The organism is Lacticaseibacillus daqingensis (assembly GCF_003946115.1).
GTDB lineage: Bacteria > Bacillota > Bacilli > Lactobacillales > Lactobacillaceae > Lacticaseibacillus > Lacticaseibacillus daqingensis.
The window spans coordinates 201,373-219,847 of record NZ_RHOH01000002.1 but is presented as its reverse complement, the minus strand read 5'-3'; the positions used below and the strand labels follow the sequence as shown (position 1 = coordinate 219,847).

Here is an 18,475-nt window from a genome sequence, read left to right as displayed (position 1 = left end):
ACAAACATTTTCGCCGACCACACAAAAACGCCGCTCGCAGGCGGCGTTTCGCTCAAAGCAATTCGGTGATCAGGGCCATGTTTTCGTTCATGTAGTCATCAGAGCTCCGCACCTCGGTGATGGTGATACCCTCAAGCGCGCGCTGCATCAGGCCGTCAACGTCTAGCTTGCTTTCATAGTAGCGGGCGCGGTCCATGTTTGGCTTGGTCTTCGGAGCCGGTGGGGCAAAAATCGTGCAGCAATCCTCAAACGGCATGATCGACAGCGCATAGGTGTCAATGTCCTCTGCTACCCGGATGATCTCGTTTTTGTCCATCGTTGCCACTGGTCGAATGATCGGCATCGTGGTTACATCGTTGATGGCCACCATGCTTTCAAGCGTCTGGGAGGCGACCTGACCGACAGACTCGCCGTTAAAAATCGCCAGCGCGCCTCGCTTTTGCGCGATCGCTTCGGCCAGCCGCAGCATCAACCGCCGCTGGATCGTCATCAGGTACCCTTCCGGCAAATTAGCCTTGATGGTTTCTTGGATCTCGGTGAACGGCACCTGAATGAACTTGATGGCGCCTACATACGGTGCCAGCTTCGTCGTCAGCTGCTTCGCCTTGGCCAAGGCCTGCTGGCTTGTGTACGGGGGCGAGAAGAAGTGCACCATCTCGATGTCCACCCCACGCTTGAGCGCGAGGTAGCCGGCCACCGGCGAATCGATCCCGCCGCTGAGCATCAGCACGCCTTTGCCGGCCGTTCCGACCGGCAAGCCGCCAGCCCCCAGCACCGTGTTGGTGGACAAGAAGATCGCCTCACGCCGCACTTCCACGCGCAACACATAATCGGGGTTCTTCATTTTGACCACGAGGTCCGGTCGCGCATCCGTCAGCATATCCCCAAGGTTCAGGTTCATCTCGTTGGTATCCAATTCAAAGTCGTGGTCAGAGCGCTTGGTCTGCACCTTGTAAGAGGCCCCGTTCGGCACCGTTGCCGCCATCAAGTCGCGAACAGCCGCGTGAACGGCCGGCATCTCCTTGGCAACCGCCACCGAGGGTGAGAAGCTCTGGATGCCAAACACCTTGCTCAGGCGCGCCATCACCGCCTCTGCGTCCTCGCCGTTGAGGTCGATGTGCAGCCGATCGCGCTTGGGGTGCATGCGCAGCGCGGGAAATTCGTGCAGCGCTTTGGTGACATTGCCGTTCAGCCGACCGATGAAGGCCTGCCGGTTCTTGCCTTTGGTGGAAAGCTCGCCGTAGCGAACCATGATTTCAGAGTATTGCACGGTTATTTATTCCTTTCAGCGCGCGTCAAAGCGCGGTTAGTTCGCCCGTGAAACGGGCTGCGTGTCGTCCTTTGGCATCAGTTTTTCAAACCCGGCGTACACCTGGTCGAACGCGGCATTGAACGCATCCGCCTCCGCCAGCGTGTTCTGGTCGTCCAGGCTGACGCGAATCGTGCTGGTGGCCACACTGCTTTGCACATGCATTGCGGCCAGCGTACTGGATTCGGTCCCTTTTTTGCTCGAGCAGGCACTGGTGGTGCTGATGTAGATGTCATGTTGCTCAAAAGCGTGGACGATGGTCTCACCGCGCACGCCGCGAATCGCGAAGCACAGAATGTGCGGAGCAAAATCCGGCGTCATCTGGCTAAACATCACGACGTTGGCGAACTGACTCACATGGTCGTAAATTCGCTGACGGATCGCCTGCTCATGCGCGACTTTCTGGGCCTCGTCCGTCAACAGCAGTCGCAGAGCCTTGGCCATGGCCGCAATGGCCGGCGTGTTTTCGGTGCCGGAGCGCAGGTTGTGCTCCTGGCCGCCACCGTTCAAAAGCGGCGCGATGTGGCGCCCTTCCTTCAGGTAGATAAACCCGGTGCCGCGGGGTGCGTGGAACTTGTGCCCGGAAAACGTGATGAAATCGATGCGCGGGTTGCGCAGCGTCGCCATCAGGTCTTTGCCGATCCCCTGCACGGCGTCAACGTGAAAATGGACGTTCGGGTACGCCTCAAGGATCTTGGCGCATGCGGCCAGCGGCTGCTTGGCGCCGACCTCGTTGTTGACCGCCATGATGGACACGAGAATCGTGTCATCGCGCAACGCGGCCGCTAAGTCTGCCGGGTCAATGAACCCCCGGTGGTCCACCGGCAGGTACGTGACCTCAAAACCCAGCTGCTCCAGCTGGTGCATCGTGTTGATCACCGCGGGGTGCTCGATCGCGGTGGTGATCAGGTGGCGGCCAAACTGGCGTTTTTCGATCGCCGTCCCTTTGATCACCCAGTTGTCCCCCTCCGTGCCGCAACTGGTGAAGACGATCTCACTTGGTTGCGCGTGCATCAAGTCCGCGATCTGCTGCCGCGCGCCTTGCAGCATCGCATCGCCCTTGCCGCCGACCGCATGCAGGCTGCTCGGATTGCCAAAAAAGTCCTCGGAGACCTTGCGGTACGTGTCCAGCACCGCTGGAAGCGCCTTGGTGGTCGCGCTATTATCAAAATAGATCATGCTTGTTCGCCGTTCCTTCCAAATTGTAAGTTCACTGGACACGATTATACCAAAAAACACCGGGATGCGGTAGCGCCGAATCACGCCACACAAAAACGCCACCGCGACTGGCGGTGACGTCCGGCCGCCCTAGAACAGGTCGGCCCCCTTACTGGCGTTGTAATCGTCTTGCACTTTCTTGACGCTTCCAGGTTCGATGCGTTCAAGCGCCGCACCGATCACATCTGCGGCCTGTTGGTAATTGTACTGCCCGTACAGCGTGTGAGCCGCCTCAACGGCCTTGCCGATGTCTTCGTGGGTGGCCTTGTAGCGGTTCGCGTACTGCAACAACTGCTCGGTCAGCGCTGCCGCATCGACCACATTGCGGCTTTCATCGCGCAACGTGTCAATGTCCGTCGCGATTTTGATCAGGAGCTTGGCGATCGCGTCCAGGTCGATCTTGATCTGGTTCAGGTCGTGATTCAGCGTGTCGACTTCCTTGGTGACGACCCGGAAGAATGCGAGGTAGTCCTTCGGGAGTCCCGGCAAGCCGTGGCGCGACACTTCATACTTAATGTCACGCAGGGTCATCTCGAACTGGCTCGCCTGATTCACAGCCTTTTGCTCGGTTTCTCGCAATCCTGCCACCGAGGTGTTGATCGCCTGTTGCTTCAACTCAATGGCCTTGAGGTCCTCTTTCATGCTAGCAAAGCTGTCGCGAACCTGCGAGAAAATTGCCGTATGGTCATCAATGCGGTCGATCGCCTGCACGTAACCCGCCTGAATGGTCTCGATCTGGCCGCGAAGGTCGGTGACGGTCTTCAGCTCATCGTGGTTCAACGCATACGACTGGTTCAGATGATCCAACTCGATCAAAAGCGTGTGGTTTTGCTTCAGGGCGTGGCTGATGAACTGGCGCAAGTCGCCGCTGGTCTGATCAACCGTGGCCTTGGCATCCAGTTCCTTTTCCATCAGGGCGTACAGGCCGTCAATCTGATTCGCGATGGTCGCCGTATTGGCGGACAGCGCGGTGACGTCCAGCGTCCGAATTTCTTCTTCCGCGGTGGTCACTAAGTCTCGAACCGCCACGACCCCATCCGGGACGGAATCCGTGAAGTGAAAATTACGTGCCGCAAGCTGCTCGTAGCCGCGTTCGATCTCGCTGAGCTGGGCCGGGAACTCGTTCACCACCGTGTTCACCAACGGTGGCAGCTGCTTGACCTGGTTTTGCACGGCGGCAACGGCCAGCTTCGCTTGATGCACCTGCTTCTTTGCGAGGTCGTAATCGCCTTCAACGTTGGTGGCGTTGATGGTCGCCAGTTGCGCCGAGATATCCTGCAACGCCGCCTCCAGCGGGGCCAGCGCCTCACCGTACGCAAAGCTCTTGGCCAGCACAGTCTTGCGCGCCTCCTGGTACGCATCGCGTAGCCGGTTGAGCTGGGCGCGATTCTCCGCCTCACTGGCCTGCAGCTGCTGCAATGCCGTGTGGATCACGCCAAGATGCTGCTGGGTGGCATCGCGAAGCTCGCCGAGCGTCTGCAAGTCTTCGCGCACGGCTTTGAACCGAAACTGCTTGTTGGCCTGCTCCACGTCGAGCAGTGCCGTCTGCAGATCGGTCAACGGCCCGGCGGCCAGCTCTTGATAGGCCTGCCGTTGCGCATTGAACTGCGTCAGGCTGGCCCCCGCCGTCCCAAGCTGATCGATGTTTCGAATCAGGCCGGTAATGGAGCCGTCGTCCAGCGTTGCCACCTGCGAATCGAGCTGTTGAATCGCCCGGTTGTTCTTGAGTTGGAAGCCCCAGATCACCAGCCCAATCAGAACGATGATCACGAGTATCGTAATAATGATCTCTAGCATATTTACACCTTCCGCACTTGCACCCAGATTGCATTTCACGCCTAACTTCGCTACAATTCACGTTATTGCACGGGCCAAAGTATTCCTCCTTAGTATCTCAAAAAGGGCCCAAACTTGAAAGGGTTAAATGCCGGTAAAACGCCGGTATCTCTGAATTTTTCGAAAGGTGGCTTCGCTATGTCCACACTTGATCCCCTGATTATCGCCCAAGTCGACGCTTTGTTGACCGATGAGCATAACCCGATTACGGCCCTCGCCAACGCGGCCGCACTACTTTACAACAGTATGAGCGACCTCAACTGGGCCGGCTTCTACCTTTATAGTGAGACGACTGATAGCCTCGACCTCGGCCCCTTCCAAGGGCAAGTCGCTTGCATGCACATCCAACCCGGCCGGGGCGTCGTTGGCACCAGCTACCGCCAAAACCAGGCGTTGCGTGTGCCAAACGTTCATGAGTTCGCGGGTCACATCGCCTGTGATGCCGCCAGTAACTCCGAGGTCGTCATTCCGTTGAGCGTTAACGGGCGCGTCATCGGCGTTTTGGACATCGACTCCCCCCTGCTGGACCGGTTCAGTGAAAGCGACCTGAAAACCTTGCAGGACTTCGCCCAAGCACTAACGCCACACCTTGACGCAACCATCCTTCGTAAGGTATACTGGCCTGCGAGTAATTTAATGCAGCAGTGAACGGCATGGTCGGCTCCAGTCGCGCACCCCACCCTGTGGGCGAGCGCAGTAACCGCGGCTGCATTGGCGAACCGCCTAGCGCGACTGCCCGTGTGCTGAGTTCACATCCCATTAACTTACTCCAATAAAATTTTTGGAGGAATTTCAATATGTCTCGTTATACTGGTCCTCGCTGGAAGCAGTCTCGCCGTCTCGGCCTGTCCCTTTCCGGCACTGGTAAGGAACTCGCTCGTCGTCCGTACGCCCCTGGCGATCACGGCGCCAACAACCGTCGTAAGATCTCTGAATACGGTCAGCAACTGACCGAAAAGCAGAAGCTTCGTTGGATGTACGGTTTGAACGAACGCCAATTCCAAAACCTGTTCATCCGCGCCGGCAAGATCAAAGAAGGGACCCATGGTGATAACTTCATGGTCCTGCTCGAACAGCGCCTGGACAACCTGGTATTCCGTCTCGGCCTTGCGACCACGCGTCCGCAGGCCCGTCAGCTCGTCAACCACGGTCACATCACCGTAGATGGCAAGCGCGTTGACATTCCTTCTTACGAAGTGAAGCCTGGTCAAGTGATCGGCTTGCGCGAGCGTTCCCAGAACCTCGCCATCGTCACCGAAGCCCTCGAAAGCACGGTTTCCCGCCCTGCTTACGTTACCTTCGACGACAACAAGAAGGAAGGTTCCCTGGTTCGTCTGCCGCAGCGCGAAGAACTGGAACCAGATGTTGATGAAGCGCTGGTCGTTGAATACTACAACCAGAAGCTGTAATTCAGCACCCCTGCCTGCCTTGGCAGATAAAAAAGCATTTGGCCGACTTGGTCAAATGCTTTTTTTGCATCTCTCGCGAATCATCTGGTCAGCAGGTTCACGTTGCCCGCTGATCTGCTTGCCGTGACTGCGTTGCGCTAATCCAACGCGCCCGTATACAGTAGCGGCTGGCCCGCGGCATCGACCATCACGGTCAGACCGCCGCCGCTGCCAAGTGACACGGCGAGGTACTGAACCCGAGTCTGACGGTCGACCAAGATGTCGACCACGTGCGCGCCTGCTAAGACTGCTTTTTCAACGACAACGAACCGCTTCTCTGCTTTTGCCATCATGCGCCTCCTCATTAAGTTGAATTCATCTTGGCAGTTCCGCTGACCAAATACAAGGGCTGAATCATGAGGACTCGCCAGATCGAAGCGTGCCTGCGCCCCCGATCATGACAAAAATTTTGGTCTTTCGGGCATATTACCTCGGTTTTAACTGATGTAAAATATTTTTGCTACACAAATCCGCCCGAAATCAATAGGCTGAGCATGAGGAGTGATGTGAGATGATTATTGGTGAACAACTACGCAAGGCGCGTTTAGCGGCCGGCATGTCGCAGGAAGAGCTGGCCGAGTTCATGGCGGTCAGCCGTCAAACGGTGTCGAACTGGGAAAACGCCCGGAGCTATCCTGATATTGAGCGTGTGATGCGCCTAGCCGAACGCTACCATCTCTCCTTAGATGAGCTATTGAGAGGTGATCAACAAATGGTGAAATCATGGCTGGACGCGGCAAACGTCGCGCGAACGGGAAAACTGCTCGCCGCCATGTTGGGACTTAATCTATTGCTAACGCTTGCCATCGTGGTAACCAGTCAGATCGTCTGGTTGGCTGCGGGGCTGCTGTTGTTGCTGGTTGGATGCATTGGCATGGCATTCTTCCTGATGATCAAACTAATTTGAGGTGCGGCTAATGATGCTTGGGTTACTACTGGTTCTTGTGACGGCGATGACGCTTGCCGTCTTCACACTGTGCGCTTTGCTGGCGCGGCTGCTGACCATTGACGCGACCGCGCGCCACCTGCCCCATCCGAAATTGATCGGGGTTTTGGCTGCCGGGGCGCAAAACGGTTCTGGATTACTGGCTTACCTCGCCCTTCGGCGGAGCCATCCGATTGATGCGATGAACGACCACCCCCAGTTGCGCGAACGGCTCAAGGTTGGCAGCCTTGGCACATTCGCCGTTCTACTCGTCAGCGGCCTCTGTGCGCTGCTGGTCTTACTGACGGGCCAATGGTAAATAGTGGAAAGCATTTGGCCGAGCGTCAGATGCTTTTTTCGTGCGCCAGCAGGTGACACGCGATTGTTCAGCACAGTTCCGGCACAATTTGTTCACACTTTCGGGATACGCTAAAAAACAATTAAGTGAAACACGGAGGATTACAAATGCTGGCATTCGACTTTCTCAACAAGGACACGCCGACCGGGCAAACTATGGTCCTGGATAAGGGCTTGGGCCTCAACGCAGTAGCCGACCTGATCGCCACGGCGGGGGCGTCGATCGACTTTGTGAAGTTTGGCTGGGGCACGGCAGCGACCATGGACCGGGCCCTGATTCAAGCCAAAACCGCGAAGTACCGGGCGGCCGGCATCATTCCCTACCCTGGCGGCACGCTGCTGGAGATTGCCAACCGGGCGGGCCAGTACACTGCGTTTCTCGCGGAGGCCGAGGCGCTGGGCTTCACCGGCATCGAGGTGTCAGACGGGTCCACCGAAATTGATGACGCCACGCGTGCGGCCTTGATCCAACAGGCACGCGCGGCCGGTTTTTATGTCATCACCGAAGTTGGCAAAAAGAATCCCGCGCTGGACCACCAGCTCTCGGCGGAGCAGCGGTTGGCCGCAATTCAGGCCGACCTGGCAGCCGGTGCCCATTACGTGATCTTGGAGGCGCGCGAAGCCGGCAAAAACATCGGCATTTACGATGCCAGCGGGGCCATCATTGAAGACGCGCTGGCGGCCGTGGCGACGATCGGCCCCGCGCACCTGATTTTCGAAGCGCCGCTGAAGGCCCAGCAGGTCGCGCTGATCCTCAAGTTCGGGCCACAGGTCAACCTCGGCAATATCGCGGTCGACGAGGCCACTGCCGTTGAGACCCTGCGCCGTGGGCTGCGTGGGGACACCGTGGGGCGCGTCTGATGCGGCGGCTGTTCATCATCCGCCACGGGCGGACGCAGTGGAATCAGGAGAAGCGGCTGCAAGGCGCTAGCGCCGATAGTCAACTTTTGACCGCCGACCTGACGGGCTACCATCAACTGGCAGCTTATCTGGACGCCTACCCCTTTGCCCAGGTGTACACGAGTCCCATCAGCCGCGCCGCCGAAACCGCTCGTATCGTCTGCACGGCCATGACGCAATCACTGCCGACCCCACAACCGCTGGCTGGGCTGGCTGAGCTGTCGTTTGGCCAGTGGGAGGGCCGTAAGCGAGACGACCTGATTGCTAGCCACCGCGCTTTGTTTGAGAAGCTGTCACGCCGCGAAAACGATCCGGGCTTAGCGGCGCTGGGTGTCGAGGACTTTACGCTGGCCCAGGCCCGTTTCGTGGCGGCACTCAACCAGATCGTCGCGGCGCTAAGCGACGACGAGAACGCGCTGATTTTTTCGCATGGCGGCATCAGCCAGCTGGGGATCCGCGGCGCCACCGGCAACGACCGCCTGCTGGGACTGAAAAACCTGTCCACCTCGATCGTGGCCAGCGTCAACGGGCAACTGTTCCTGGACGTCTACAACCAAACTGCTTACCTCGATCACGTGGCGCTGGACGAGGGTAACGTGTCGATCCTTTAACGCAAAGCACGCCCGTTCTGCCAGCAAGATGATTGCTGGCAGAACGGGCGTGCTTTTTGGACTCACTTGATGATCTCATTGGAGACGCGGCGCATGATGCGCAACAGCTCGCCGGCATCCGGCTGACCGATCACGTCCACCCACCGGTAGAAGCGCTCATGAATCGCTGTATTCAAGGCGTTGGTCACTTCCTCGCCCCGTGGCGTCAGCCGCAGGTAAAGGCGCCGGCGGTCCGTGGCGTCACGGTCTTGCACGATGTAGTCATGCTCTAGGAGCGTCTTGATCTGGCGCGAAATCGCCGCGCGAGTCACGCCGCGGTGCTTGGCCACATCGGAGATCGACAGGGTCCGCCCAGCCAAGAGGTCACGCATGATCAAAAACTGTTCGAACGACAGCTGATACTGCTTCATCGGCGCTGACACCAAGTCGCCGATATACTTAAAACTGGTCATGTAAACGTCGATGTAGTTGTCGAGCAGCTCATTGTCTGCCATAGCCTTCTCCTCCTTAGCCAAGCTCGCTGTGAATGTCGGTGGTGGTCGTTTTTTGCTTTGTGGCTTCGCTTGCCTTCAACTTAGCGGCCGTCGCCTCAGTGATCACGGGCAAATCAATGCGGAACACGGAGCCATGCCCCAGCGCGGAGTCCACTGAGATCTGGCCGTGGTAGCTTTCCACAAGTTGCTGGGCGATCGACAGCCCCAACCCATTGCCCCCTTTTTCACGACTACGCGCCTTATCCACGCGATAGAAGCGGTTGAAGACGCGATCGCTGTCCTTGGGGCTGATCCCTTCACCAAAATCCTGAACGGCCAGGGACACCCCATCGCTGTTCAGCGCAGCAGAGACGTGAATCTCCTTGCGGTCGGTCGAGTACTTGAACGCGTTATCCAGCAAGATGATCAGGATCTGCTCCAGATGGTTGCGGTAGACGCGCACCCAGGTCTCGCCTTTGAGGTCGTTATCCAGCGTAAACACGAAATCCGGGTGAATCATGCGAAAATCGTTGACGACTTGATTGATCGTCTGGTTGATGTCACACACGGCGTTCGGGAACTGCACGTCCACCTGGTCCGCCCGAGTCAGATCCAGCATTTCCTGAATCAGGCTCTTCATGCGCGTCACCTCTTGAAGACTGGCTGCCAAAGACTCGTCCAGCACTTCTGGGTCGTCTTTGCCCCAGCGGTTCAGCAACTGCAGGTGCCCCTCCAAGATGGCCACCGGCGTGCGCAACTCGTGGCTGACGTCTTGCACAAATTCACCCTGCTGGTCAATGAAGCGTTGGATGCGATCCAGCATCTGATTGAACTCGATCACCAGGTCACCGAGCTCATCGTTGCGCCGCAGCACCGGAATGCGAATACTGCTTTGCGGCTCCTCGTTCACCACATCGATCGTCTTGGTGATCAGTCGAATCGGCTTAAGGAAACGCCGGGCCATGAGAAAACCGATCAGCATGGACGCCAGTAGCGCCACCCCGAACAAGGCGATGATCAGTTCATAGACCTGCCGCATCGTGGTGAAAAAGTCGGTCATGTGATTGGTGACCTGCACGTAACCGATCATTTTGCCGGTCACAGTCGACACGATCGGCGCGCGGCCAAGCGTCCCGTTAAAATCGTGCGACCGGATCATCTCGATCTTCGTGGTTTGACTCCGCTGAAACGGCTGATCGCTGTGCTGCGAGGAGAAAAGTGTCTGGCCGTCTTTGTCAAAGATCGCCAGGCTGATATCCGCCCGCGAGATTTTCTGGATGACCGAGTCTGAAAAAATGCTCGCGCTCGGGGTATCCTCGATCGCGTTGGCCGGACCGTAATCGATGGTGGTCCCTTCAATGCGCGGCACCACGTTGGCCACCGTCAGATTATCAGCAGCGACTGGGGATAATCGCTGCTCAACGGCGCCGATGGTGTCACTCACGGCGTTGCGCTCCTGGGTCACCAGGATCTGGCGCATCACCGTGACCAGCACGAGAGACAACACTGCAAACGTCACAAAGACGCCGACCGCAACCAGCGCCGTCCACTTGAAGCCAAGTGGCATGCGGCGCCGCTGCGGTCGCGTCGACTGTGCGGGCTCAGCCATTAGGAGCGCATCACGTAACCGGTTCCCCGCACGGTTTGAATGTAACTCGGCTCGCCTTGACGGTCGATTTTGTTCCGAATGTAGCGCACATACACGTCGACCACGTTCGTCTCAACGTCGGAGTTGTAGCCCCAGACCTTGGACAGTAGCACGTCGCGCGCCAGGACCACGTTGATGTTTTCCATCAGTGTCAGCAGCAGTTCGTACTCGCGCTTGGTCAACTCGATGATGTCATCACCCCGACGAACGACCCGGTTTTCCTTTTCGATCGTCAGGTCGCGGTAGGTGATCGTGGTCTGCTTGGCCGCGTTGTGCTCCCCTTCGATGCTGATACGCCGCAACAAAGCGCGCAGGCGCGCCAGCAGTTCTTCAATGGCGAATGGCTTAACGATGTAATCATCTGCCCCGTGATCCAAGCCACTGACACGGTCAATGACAGAATCCCGCGCGGTCATCATAATGATCGGGGTGTTTTTGACCTGACGCACGCGCCGGCAGACTTCCAAGCCATTAAGTTCTGGCAACATCAGATCTAAGAGGATCGCATCCCAGTCTTCTGCCAGTGCCGCTTCCAACCCGGTGCGACCGTTAAAGTGCACGGCGGTCTCGTAGCCTTCATGCTTCAGCTCCAGTTCAACGAAGCGGGCAAGGTTTTTCTCATCTTCAATAATTAAAATTCGGCTCATTGTTCGACTCCTTAGGCATAATTGTGTGCGCTCGCAAAGTCGTGCTGACTTCTCATTATCCGAACGCCGCTTGCAACGGTTTTCTCATATCGTTCCTTGCCAGCCTAGTGTACCACAGGTTTTAGCCGTTGACTATCACAGAAACATTTAACGGGCGGCATTGAGACCATCAAGACAGGGACAGGGGTCGCCAATATCGGTATAGTCCAAATAAATCTATTGGACGTAATTAATTCAATTATCAGTTTTGGACTAGTCCAATATCGTCAGAACGGCCTTTAGCCCCGCAAAGCACGCCAAACAAACCGGTCGCCGCAAGGGCAGTCGGTTTGCGTGTATCAAATAAATGATAATTACAGTTTATGGGGCTTCGACCTCCTGGGTGTCCGCCGCCGGGGCCAGCGCCGTCCAATAAGTCTGGATCTGGAGCACCAGCAGCGCCGCATCCACTGCCATCGCGCCGGCGTCCACGGCAAACACCAAGAACGCCTCGATGGTATCCAGCACGATCAACGCCACCCCCACCGGCGCCGGTTGCAATGCTTCGCGCAGTTGACGCAGCCCACGCGCCACGAGCGTCGTCGTCCACGCGGGCATCGGCAGCCAAGTGATCGGCCGCATCACGACCGTCCACAGCTCACCAGTTGCCTCAAGCGCACTCGTCGCACCGGCCGCCGCCAATTCGCGGTAATACGTGGTCTGCGTGAACTGTTGCCACACCGCATCAAACGTTGGGTCTAGTTGTTGTCGCATGCCCATGCACCTCCAAGTCTTTTCCTAAGATTACGCAGCGCGGTCCCCCCATCCCCTCACCAGCTAAAAAAGCCTTCCCCGCTCGGAGGAAGGCAAGTCACGATCAGGCCTTGGCCTTAGCGCTCAGCTGGCGCAGCCCTGGCAGGCTCAGCATGGTGAGCAATGAAATGAGGTACAGCGCAGACAGGAATCCCATGGTGACCGTCAGCGTGTAGTGGTCCATCAGCAGGCCGATCACAACGGAGGAAAAGCCCCCGATGGCCCGGCCAACGTTCATGATGACGTTGTTTGCGGTGCTGCGAATGCGCGCCGGGTACAGTTGGCTGATCACCGCACCGTAGCCACCGAACATGCCGTTACTGCAGAACCCGACCACCGCACCGATGATCACCAGGATCGCCGAGCTGTGCGCCAGCGTGATCGCGTAAACGATCAGCGCGCTGGCCGATAAAAACGTGCCAAACGCCCAGCGTGGCCCGATGGCATCCAGAATGTTCCCAAAAACCACCATGCCGAGGCACATGCCAAAGATGGTCGCCACCATCCACAGCGCAGAGCCCGAGACGGATAGCCCCTGCTGCTTTTGAACGATGACCGGTAGCCAGTTCATCAGGCCGAAGTATCCGGCGATCTGCACGATCGTCATGACCATCAGTCCCAGCGTCTGGCCCGCTAACCGCCGCGTTTTGAACAGTTCGCCGAAGCTGACGCGCTCATGCTTGGCCACGGCTTCCGCACGCGCCGCCAAGAAATCGTCTGACTCCTTGAGGTGGCGCCGCACAAAGAAGGTCAGGACCACCGGCAAAACGCCGAGCAGGAATAACGCGTGCCAGCCCCACAGCGGCAAGATCCACCACGCAGCTAGTGCGGCGATGATCGCACCGACCTGGCCGCCGATCGCGGCAACCGAAGTCATCCGACCGATCTGGCGATGGTCAAAACTTTCTGCGATCAGCGCAATGCCGACCCCATACTCGCCACCAGCGCCAATACCGGCCAAGAAGCGCAACGCGTAAATCAGGGTGAGATTGTTGGCAAAGGCCATCAGCGCGGTGGCGATGGCAAAAATCAAGATGGTATGCGAGAACGTTTTGACCCGGCCGTACTTGTCGCCCAGTAGCCCAAAAAGCGCCCCACCAACCAGCATGCCGACGTTCGTGATCGAGCCGATCAGTCCGGCGGCCCCACTGGAAATGTGGAGGTCAGTGATGATCGGGGTCAGGGCAAACGAGAGAAACATAATGTCCATGTTCTCTAGCGAAAAGCCCGAAGCGGTGGATGCCATCACGAGTTTCTGCTCGTGACTCAAGGTCGTGGTGCGCAAAGATGCGTGTTCCATATTCAATTTTCCTCCCAAAACGAGCGCTCTCTGTCGCCCATTATTTTGTTCTGTAATAGCTTGCCACTTCTGCGACCGGCTTTCAAGCGCTGGGGCGGAAAAGATTCTGCTAGGTCACGCAAAAAGTGGCGACTGAAACAAAAAAGCCGCGCCTCTGCACGACTTGTCTGCTATTTGTTGGGCCGGGAATCGTAAGCCCGCTTGGACTTGTAGCCGGCGGCAAAGATGGTGCGCATCTGGGCCAGGTGCCGCGCCTGCGTTGCGGCTGCCTTGGCGCCCACGATGTAGCGCGCCCACTCGCGCTGGTACCCTGGGGTCAGCGCCGCGAAAAACGTTGCGCTGGCAGGATCATCCGCCAGTAGTGCCGCCACGGTTGGAATGTCTGCTGCGTAGTCTGCTAAGGGTTTGGTCATCGGTTTTCCTCACTTCAAGTCGGTATCGATCAAGACTCGGCCAACGCCGGTTTCATCATCAGATCTTCTGTTCAATGTCGTCAATGGTCACGACCAGTAGCCGCGTTAGCCACGGAAATTGCGCCTTTTTGGCGTCAAAGTCAGCGCCTTCAGTCACGAACGCCCCGGTGCCATGAACATGAAACCCGGCCCCAGGGCCAACGGTCCCTTCCACGGCCTTGGACCCAAAAGTCAGGGTCACGTGGTTGTCCGTAGCGAAGTCCGCCTCGATGCTGTGCATCCCGGCAGCGGGAATGAAGAGCTGACCGCCTTTTACCGTGACGTAGGACATCCACGTGTTCACCACATGTGCAGGGTTGCCGTTGACCGTGATGATGGTGACCGGCCCTTCGTGCTGCAGGACTTGCAAAAACTTCTCGTTCATCTGCTGACCTCCATTCTTTGATACCCCTACCTTACCATCGTGGCCACGTGCGGGCCTACCCAATCTGTTGTCGCTCGCTATCCTTTTGCCTCAAGCGACAGGCGGCGCAGGAGCGCCAAGTCTGGTATCATCAGGGTGGAGGCGCAAAATGACAACTAAAGATCAACTGGCCACCGCGCTCAAGCAGCTCATGCAGACCAAGGCGGTCGACCACATCACCATCAACGAGGTCGCCGATGCGGCGTTCGTGTCGCGCAACACGTTTTATTACCACTTCGCTGACATCCACGACCTGCTCGCTTACATCTACAACAACGAAATCATCGCCCAGCTCGACCATTACCAGAATCAGGCCGAGTGGAACGCCGGCCTGGCGGTGGTACTCGACTACATCGAGGCCAACCGTGCGTTTTGCCTGAACACGTTTCGCTCACTCAACCGCGACTTGCTGAACCAGTTCCTGTACCACCAGCTGTTTGCGATGGTGGCGGCGGTCGTGGATGAGCTTGCGCCGCACTGTTCGCGCGACCTGCGCGACGAAATCGCGAACTTCTACGGCTGGGCGCTGGTCGTTCAACTGATCCAGTGGCTCACGACCGACCTGGCGGAAGCCAAGAACGACTTTCTGGCGCGCATGTACGCGATGCTGCACACCACGATCGCCCACGTGCTGACCCAAAACACAACCTTAGACAGTTGACCGCGATTGTACATATCGAAACCCTTCGGCGTTCTCTACACTCGACAGTGAGGAAAACAAAGGAGGAATGATTATGTTCTTATTTCAGGACTTGAAACTCATCAACGTGGTGGCGTGGGTGGCCGTTGTGGCTGCGCTGATGCTGCTCAACGAACTGGCGCGCTCAAGCAAGGTCGCCTCAGTGCTCTCATTTTTGGTATTGCCCATCGTGCTGACCATTTTCGTTTGGCCAACCACCGCCGGCCCGCGTAGCAGCACCGGGACCTGGTTCCACTGGGCCAAGGTGTACTCGGCTTTGGCCGGGTGCTTGGGCTTCATGGCGTTGCGCTACTTTCCCACGCTACAGGCCAAAAAGTGGCTGCTGGCCTTTCCCCCGTTCATCTTGGCCTTCAACATCTGTGAAGCGGTCATCCGCGACTTTCAGGTGGCCGGCATGCACGGCATGGTCGATGGTGTCTTCATGAATGGCGGCGCGTGGAACATCATGAACGGTATCGCCGGGCTGATCAACATCGTCACCATCACTGGATGGTTCGGCATTCGCATCAGCCGCGACAAGCAGCATGACATGATCTGGCCGGATCAGATCTGGCCGTGGATCGTCGCCTACGATGTCTGGAACTTCGCTTACGTGTACAACTGCGTCGGCGACCACGCCTTCTACGCCGGTCTCGGCCTGCTCGTGGCGCCAACCGCGGCCGCCCTGCTGTTCCACAAGGGCACCTGGCTACAGGACCGCGCGCAGACCCTGGCGTTTTGGATGATGTTCACGATGAGCTACCCGACCTTCGTGACCGACAGTCCCTTTGCCATCGCGAGCGCGCACAACAGCACCGGCCTTTTCATCATCAGCTTTCTGGCGCTGGCCATCAACGTGGCCGTGCTCGTGATGCACATCTACCGCGTGCGTAAGTTCCACAAGAATGTGCTGACGGACGAAGTGTACGCCGGCACCAAGGCGTACAACGACGCCGTGAAAAACATCTAAACCCAAAAGCTGAGACCAATTGCGGCTTTACTCAGTGCACAAGCGAGGCGCCCCGTGAAACCTGAAAACTTAGGTTTCACGGGGCGCCTTACTGATCTGGAATGGACTTTTTGGACTGTCCCGGAATTGTATGCGCCATTCTTGGGTCGTTGATCCTGTCTGAAGCCCGATTGACCTTTTGGTGCCTACTTGACGCGCGGTGCGACCATGGTCAGCGCAATGCGTTCCCGCTTCAAGTCCACGGACTCGATCCAGACATCCACAATGTCACCGACCGCCACCACCGTTTTGGGGTCGCGGACGAACTTCGGCCCCATGTGGGACGCGTGCACCAGCCCGTCATGCTTCACACCGATGTCGACGAACGCGCCAAAGTCGACCACGTTGCGAACGGTGCCCTGCAGCTTCATTCCCGGGACGAGGTCGGCCATGGTCAACACATCCTGCCGCAGCAAAGGCGTCGGCATGCCGTCACGAAGGTCGCGGCCCGGATGGGCGAGACTGGCCGCGATGTCTTTCAGCGTCTCCAGCCCGGTAGTGGCACTGATCAGCGGCGCAAGCGCCACCGCCTGCAGCTTGGCTGTCCCGGTGACGGTACCGAGGTCGCTGGCTTTGAGGTCGGCCGCGGCCAGAAGCGTCAACGCCGCCGGGTAGCTTTCAGGGTGAATGTCCGTGTTGTCCAGCGGTTGCTTGCCCCCGACGATGCGTAAGAAGCCCACCGACTGCTCGAACGCCTTGGGCCCGAGGCGCGGCACCTTTTTGAGTTGCGCGCGGCTGGTGTAGCGGCCGTTTTCGTCACGGTAAGCGACAATGTTGGCTGCGGTGGTTTTGGTCAACCCGGAAATACGTTCCAACAACGGAACGCTGGCCGTGTTCAGATTCACGCCGACACGGTTGACCGCGCGCTCCACGACCGCATCCACCTCATCCGCCAGCGCCTTGGCGGGCAAATCGTGCTGGTACTGCCCGACCCCAACGGACTCCGGGTCGATTTTGACCAGCTCAGCCAGCGGATCCTGGAGTCGCCGCGCGATGCTGATGGCGCTGCGCTGCTCCACATGCAGGTCGGGGAACTCATCGCGCGCGATTGGGCTAGCCGAGTAAACCGAGGCCCCTGCCTCGTTGACAATGACGTAAAAGATGTCCTGCGGTAGCTCCTTCAGCACGGTCGCCACGAACTGCTCGGACTCGCGGCTGGCCGTGCCGTTACCGATCGCGATCATTTCAACGTGATATGCCAACAAAAGCGCCTTGAGCTCGCCGGCCGCGGCCCGGCGCTTGGCCTCCGGCGCCGGTTTGTGCGGGTAGATGACCGCCTTTTCAAGGAACTTGCCGTTTTCATCGACAATGGCAAGCTTGCAACCGGTACGGTACGCGGGGTCAAACCCCATCACGACCTTGCCCTTGATCGGCGCCTGCATCAACAGATGGTACAAGTTCTGGCCGAAGACTTGGATCGACTGCGCAGCGGCCTGCTCGGTCAGCGCCGCGCGCCACTCGCGCTCGATCGCCGGGCCGATGAAGCGCTTGTAGGCATCCGCGTAGGCCGCCTCGATGAACGCCGCAGCCGGACTGGTGGGATGCTGGCCGATCAGGCGGAAGTGGCAGTAGTTCAGGATCACGGCTTGGTCCACCGCAACCTTCACGCTCAGGATCTTGGCCTTTTCCCCGCGGTTGATCGCTAAGATGCGCGTGGCGGACAGGCGCTTGAGCGGCGCTTCAAAAGCGTAAAACTGCTGGTAGACGCCCAACTCGTCAAGCGCCTCTCCTTTGGGCCGTACGGTCACACGTAGCTGACCAGTGCGCCCCGTGTAGCTGCGCACCCAGTTGCGCACCGCGGCCAGCTCGCTGAACTGCTCAGCCAAGATCTCGTGGGCGCCGGCTAACACCGCCGCCACGTCAGGCACCTCCTTGTTGACGTAACGCTTGGCCTCAGCCTCTAGGGCCGTCGTTGGAAAACGCAACACCCAGTGGGCAAACGGTGCCAGCCCCTGCGCCCGGGCCACCGTGGCCTTCGTTTGGCGTTTCTGCTTGTACGGTAGGTACAAGTCCTCCACGACTTGTAGCGTTTGGGCCGCGGTAAGTTGCTTTTCCAGCGCCGGCGTCAGCTGGCCCAGCTCGGTGATGCTTTTGATCACCGCCGCCTTGCGGTCCTGCAACGCGGTGACGCGCTGGTAGGCCGCTTCGACCGCCTGGATCTGCACCTCGTCAAGGCTGCCCGTGCGTTCCTTGCGGTAACGGGCGATGAAGGGCACCGTATTGCCGTCCTGCATCAGGTCTAACACCGCGGCGACTTGCCGGTCGGTGATCCCGGTCAGGTCTTGTTGCATCAGTTGAATCGTTTGGTTTTCGGTCATGGTTGCCCCGCTTTCCGGCAGTCGCCTGCCCAGTGAGTCTATCTTAACAACCCAGCCCACTAGGCACAACAGTGACAACTTCCCCGATTTGATTTGATCAGCTGACTCACACCGGCGAACGTACCGGCC

20 protein-coding genes are annotated in these 18,475 nt (G+C 58.3%); 8 read left to right on the top strand and 12 right to left on the bottom strand.

Features of this window, described 5'->3' with window-relative positions; genetic code table 11:
* Positions 1–52: 52 nt before the first annotated feature.
* The 3 genes from thiI to ezrA all read right to left on the bottom strand — a co-directional run bounded on the left by thiI (position 53) and on the right by ezrA (position 4,324).
* Positions 53–1,270 carry a tRNA uracil 4-sulfurtransferase ThiI gene (gene thiI / locus EKM88_RS03235; RefSeq protein WP_125703063.1) on the bottom strand — a complete coding sequence of 406 codons (1,218 nt, stop codon included), beginning with the start codon at positions 1,268–1,270 and terminating at the stop codon, positions 53–55.
* Positions 1,271–1,306: 36 nt separating this feature from the next.
* Positions 1,307–2,488 carry a cysteine desulfurase family protein gene (locus tag EKM88_RS03230; protein ID WP_125703061.1) on the bottom strand — a complete coding sequence of 394 codons (1,182 nt, stop codon included), beginning with the start codon at positions 2,486–2,488 and terminating at the stop codon, positions 1,307–1,309.
* 129 nt (positions 2,489–2,617) lie between these two features.
* The gene (gene ezrA, locus EKM88_RS03225) at positions 2,618–4,324 is read right to left on the bottom strand and encodes a septation ring formation regulator EzrA (protein ID WP_125703059.1); all 1,707 of its coding nucleotides are present in this window, start codon (positions 4,322–4,324) and stop codon (positions 2,618–2,620) included.
* Positions 4,325–4,501: 177 nt separating this feature from the next.
* Between ezrA and EKM88_RS03220 the strand changes: the two genes are divergently transcribed.
* The gene (locus tag EKM88_RS03220; protein ID WP_125703057.1) at positions 4,502–5,011 is read left to right on the top strand and encodes a GAF domain-containing protein; all 510 of its coding nucleotides are present in this window, start codon (positions 4,502–4,504) and stop codon (positions 5,009–5,011) included.
* Between the two features lie 149 nt (positions 5,012–5,160).
* Positions 5,161–5,772: a 30S ribosomal protein S4 gene (gene rpsD, locus EKM88_RS03215; RefSeq protein WP_125703055.1), complete on the top strand. Its 612-nt coding sequence runs from the start codon at positions 5,161–5,163 to the stop codon at positions 5,770–5,772.
* Between the two features lie 137 nt (positions 5,773–5,909).
* On the opposite strand, the gene EKM88_RS03210 is transcribed toward rpsD, so the two are convergent.
* Positions 5,910–6,101 (bottom strand): DUF6440 family protein, encoded by a 192-nt coding sequence (locus EKM88_RS03210; protein ID WP_125703053.1) that lies wholly within the window; start codon positions 6,099–6,101, stop codon positions 5,910–5,912.
* A 221-nt stretch (positions 6,102–6,322) separates the two neighbouring features.
* Between EKM88_RS03210 and EKM88_RS03205 the strand changes: the two genes are divergently transcribed.
* The 4 genes from EKM88_RS03205 to EKM88_RS03190 all read left to right on the top strand — a co-directional run bounded on the left by EKM88_RS03205 (position 6,323) and on the right by EKM88_RS03190 (position 8,604).
* A complete protein-coding gene (locus tag EKM88_RS03205) occupies positions 6,323–6,718 on the top strand; it encodes a helix-turn-helix domain-containing protein (RefSeq protein ID WP_125703050.1) in 396 nt (131 codons plus the stop codon).
* 10 nt (positions 6,719–6,728) lie between these two features.
* Positions 6,729–7,055, top strand: a complete 327-nt coding sequence (locus EKM88_RS03200; protein WP_125703048.1) for a hypothetical protein — start codon at positions 6,729–6,731, stop codon at positions 7,053–7,055.
* 146 nt (positions 7,056–7,201) lie between these two features.
* A complete protein-coding gene (locus EKM88_RS03195; protein WP_125703046.1) occupies positions 7,202–7,954 on the top strand; it encodes a phosphosulfolactate synthase in 753 nt (250 codons plus the stop codon).
* Complete coding sequence (locus tag EKM88_RS03190) at positions 7,954–8,604, top strand: histidine phosphatase family protein (RefSeq protein ID WP_125703044.1); 651 nt, start codon at positions 7,954–7,956, stop codon at positions 8,602–8,604. Before EKM88_RS03195 ends, EKM88_RS03190 begins: the two co-directional genes overlap by 1 nt.
* Positions 8,605–8,666: 62 nt before the next feature.
* Here EKM88_RS03190 and EKM88_RS03185 read toward each other — a convergent pair whose 3' ends face one another.
* The 7 genes from EKM88_RS03185 to EKM88_RS03155 form a co-directional block, all read right to left on the bottom strand.
* Positions 8,667–9,098 carry a MarR family winged helix-turn-helix transcriptional regulator gene (locus EKM88_RS03185; RefSeq protein WP_125703042.1) on the bottom strand — a complete coding sequence of 144 codons (432 nt, stop codon included), beginning with the start codon at positions 9,096–9,098 and terminating at the stop codon, positions 8,667–8,669.
* Positions 9,099–9,111: 13 nt separating this feature from the next.
* Positions 9,112–10,686 (bottom strand): HAMP domain-containing sensor histidine kinase, encoded by a 1,575-nt coding sequence (locus EKM88_RS03180; RefSeq protein ID WP_125703040.1) that lies wholly within the window; start codon positions 10,684–10,686, stop codon positions 9,112–9,114.
* Positions 10,686–11,372: a response regulator transcription factor gene (locus EKM88_RS03175; RefSeq protein ID WP_125703038.1), complete on the bottom strand. Its 687-nt coding sequence runs from the start codon at positions 11,370–11,372 to the stop codon at positions 10,686–10,688. The genes EKM88_RS03180 and EKM88_RS03175 overlap by 1 nt, the downstream gene beginning before the upstream one ends.
* A gap of 360 nt (positions 11,373–11,732) precedes the next feature.
* On the bottom strand, positions 11,733–12,125 hold the full coding sequence (locus EKM88_RS03170) for a hypothetical protein (RefSeq protein ID WP_125703036.1): 393 nt from the start codon (positions 12,123–12,125) through the stop codon (positions 11,733–11,735).
* 103 nt (positions 12,126–12,228) lie between these two features.
* Positions 12,229–13,464 carry an MFS transporter gene (locus tag EKM88_RS03165; protein WP_125703034.1) on the bottom strand — a complete coding sequence of 412 codons (1,236 nt, stop codon included), beginning with the start codon at positions 13,462–13,464 and terminating at the stop codon, positions 12,229–12,231.
* A gap of 170 nt (positions 13,465–13,634) precedes the next feature.
* Positions 13,635–13,877 carry a YdeI/OmpD-associated family protein gene (locus tag EKM88_RS03160; RefSeq protein ID WP_125703032.1) on the bottom strand — a complete coding sequence of 81 codons (243 nt, stop codon included), beginning with the start codon at positions 13,875–13,877 and terminating at the stop codon, positions 13,635–13,637.
* Positions 13,878–13,935: 58 nt separating this feature from the next.
* On the bottom strand, positions 13,936–14,301 hold the full coding sequence (locus tag EKM88_RS03155) for a pyridoxamine 5'-phosphate oxidase family protein (RefSeq protein ID WP_125703030.1): 366 nt from the start codon (positions 14,299–14,301) through the stop codon (positions 13,936–13,938).
* 148 nt (positions 14,302–14,449) lie between these two features.
* On the opposite strand from EKM88_RS03155, the gene EKM88_RS03150 reads away from it, so the two are divergent.
* Together EKM88_RS03150 and EKM88_RS03145 are read left to right on the top strand one after the other, a co-directional pair.
* On the top strand, positions 14,450–15,001 hold the full coding sequence (locus EKM88_RS03150; protein WP_125703028.1) for a TetR/AcrR family transcriptional regulator C-terminal domain-containing protein: 552 nt from the start codon (positions 14,450–14,452) through the stop codon (positions 14,999–15,001).
* A 73-nt stretch (positions 15,002–15,074) separates the two neighbouring features.
* Entirely contained in the window at positions 15,075–15,989 is a 915-nt protein-coding gene (locus tag EKM88_RS03145) for a DUF5692 family protein (RefSeq protein ID WP_125703026.1), read from the top strand.
* A 185-nt stretch (positions 15,990–16,174) separates the two neighbouring features.
* Here the strand turns inward: EKM88_RS03145 and EKM88_RS03140 are convergent, their stop codons facing one another.
* Entirely contained in the window at positions 16,175–18,346 is a 2,172-nt protein-coding gene (locus EKM88_RS03140) for a Tex family protein (RefSeq protein ID WP_125703023.1), read from the bottom strand.
* Between the last annotated feature and the right edge of the window lie 129 nt (positions 18,347–18,475).

Coding starts and splice junctions, on each gene's coding strand:
- EKM88_RS03210 (WP_125703053.1), bottom strand. CDS start 6,101: ATGGCAAAAGCAGAGAAGCGGTTCGTTGTCGTTGAAAAAGCAGTCTTA.
- EKM88_RS03175 (WP_125703038.1), bottom strand. CDS start 11,372: ATGAGCCGAATTTTAATTATTGAAGATGAGAAAAACCTTGCCCGCTTC.
- EKM88_RS03190 (WP_125703044.1), top strand. CDS start 7,954: ATGCGGCGGCTGTTCATCATCCGCCACGGGCGGACGCAGTGGAATCAG.
- rpsD (WP_125703055.1), top strand. CDS start 5,161: ATGTCTCGTTATACTGGTCCTCGCTGGAAGCAGTCTCGCCGTCTCGGC.
- EKM88_RS03220 (WP_125703057.1), top strand. CDS start 4,502: ATGTCCACACTTGATCCCCTGATTATCGCCCAAGTCGACGCTTTGTTG.
- EKM88_RS03200 (WP_125703048.1), top strand. CDS start 6,729: ATGATGCTTGGGTTACTACTGGTTCTTGTGACGGCGATGACGCTTGCC.
- EKM88_RS03160 (WP_125703032.1), bottom strand. CDS start 13,877: ATGACCAAACCCTTAGCAGACTACGCAGCAGACATTCCAACCGTGGCG.
- EKM88_RS03195 (WP_125703046.1), top strand. CDS start 7,202: ATGCTGGCATTCGACTTTCTCAACAAGGACACGCCGACCGGGCAAACT.
- EKM88_RS03155 (WP_125703030.1), bottom strand. CDS start 14,301: ATGAACGAGAAGTTTTTGCAAGTCCTGCAGCACGAAGGGCCGGTCACC.
- EKM88_RS03150 (WP_125703028.1), top strand. CDS start 14,450: ATGACAACTAAAGATCAACTGGCCACCGCGCTCAAGCAGCTCATGCAG.
- EKM88_RS03180 (WP_125703040.1), bottom strand. CDS start 10,686: ATGGCTGAGCCCGCACAGTCGACGCGACCGCAGCGGCGCCGCATGCCA.
- ezrA (WP_125703059.1), bottom strand. CDS start 4,324: ATGCTAGAGATCATTATTACGATACTCGTGATCATCGTTCTGATTGGG.
- EKM88_RS03140 (WP_125703023.1), bottom strand. CDS start 18,346: ATGACCGAAAACCAAACGATTCAACTGATGCAACAAGACCTGACCGGG.
- EKM88_RS03230 (WP_125703061.1), bottom strand. CDS start 2,488: ATGATCTATTTTGATAATAGCGCGACCACCAAGGCGCTTCCAGCGGTG.
- EKM88_RS03205 (WP_125703050.1), top strand. CDS start 6,323: ATGATTATTGGTGAACAACTACGCAAGGCGCGTTTAGCGGCCGGCATG.
- EKM88_RS03170 (WP_125703036.1), bottom strand. CDS start 12,125: ATGCGACAACAACTAGACCCAACGTTTGATGCGGTGTGGCAACAGTTC.
- EKM88_RS03185 (WP_125703042.1), bottom strand. CDS start 9,098: ATGGCAGACAATGAGCTGCTCGACAACTACATCGACGTTTACATGACC.
- EKM88_RS03145 (WP_125703026.1), top strand. CDS start 15,075: ATGTTCTTATTTCAGGACTTGAAACTCATCAACGTGGTGGCGTGGGTG.
- EKM88_RS03165 (WP_125703034.1), bottom strand. CDS start 13,464: ATGGAACACGCATCTTTGCGCACCACGACCTTGAGTCACGAGCAGAAA.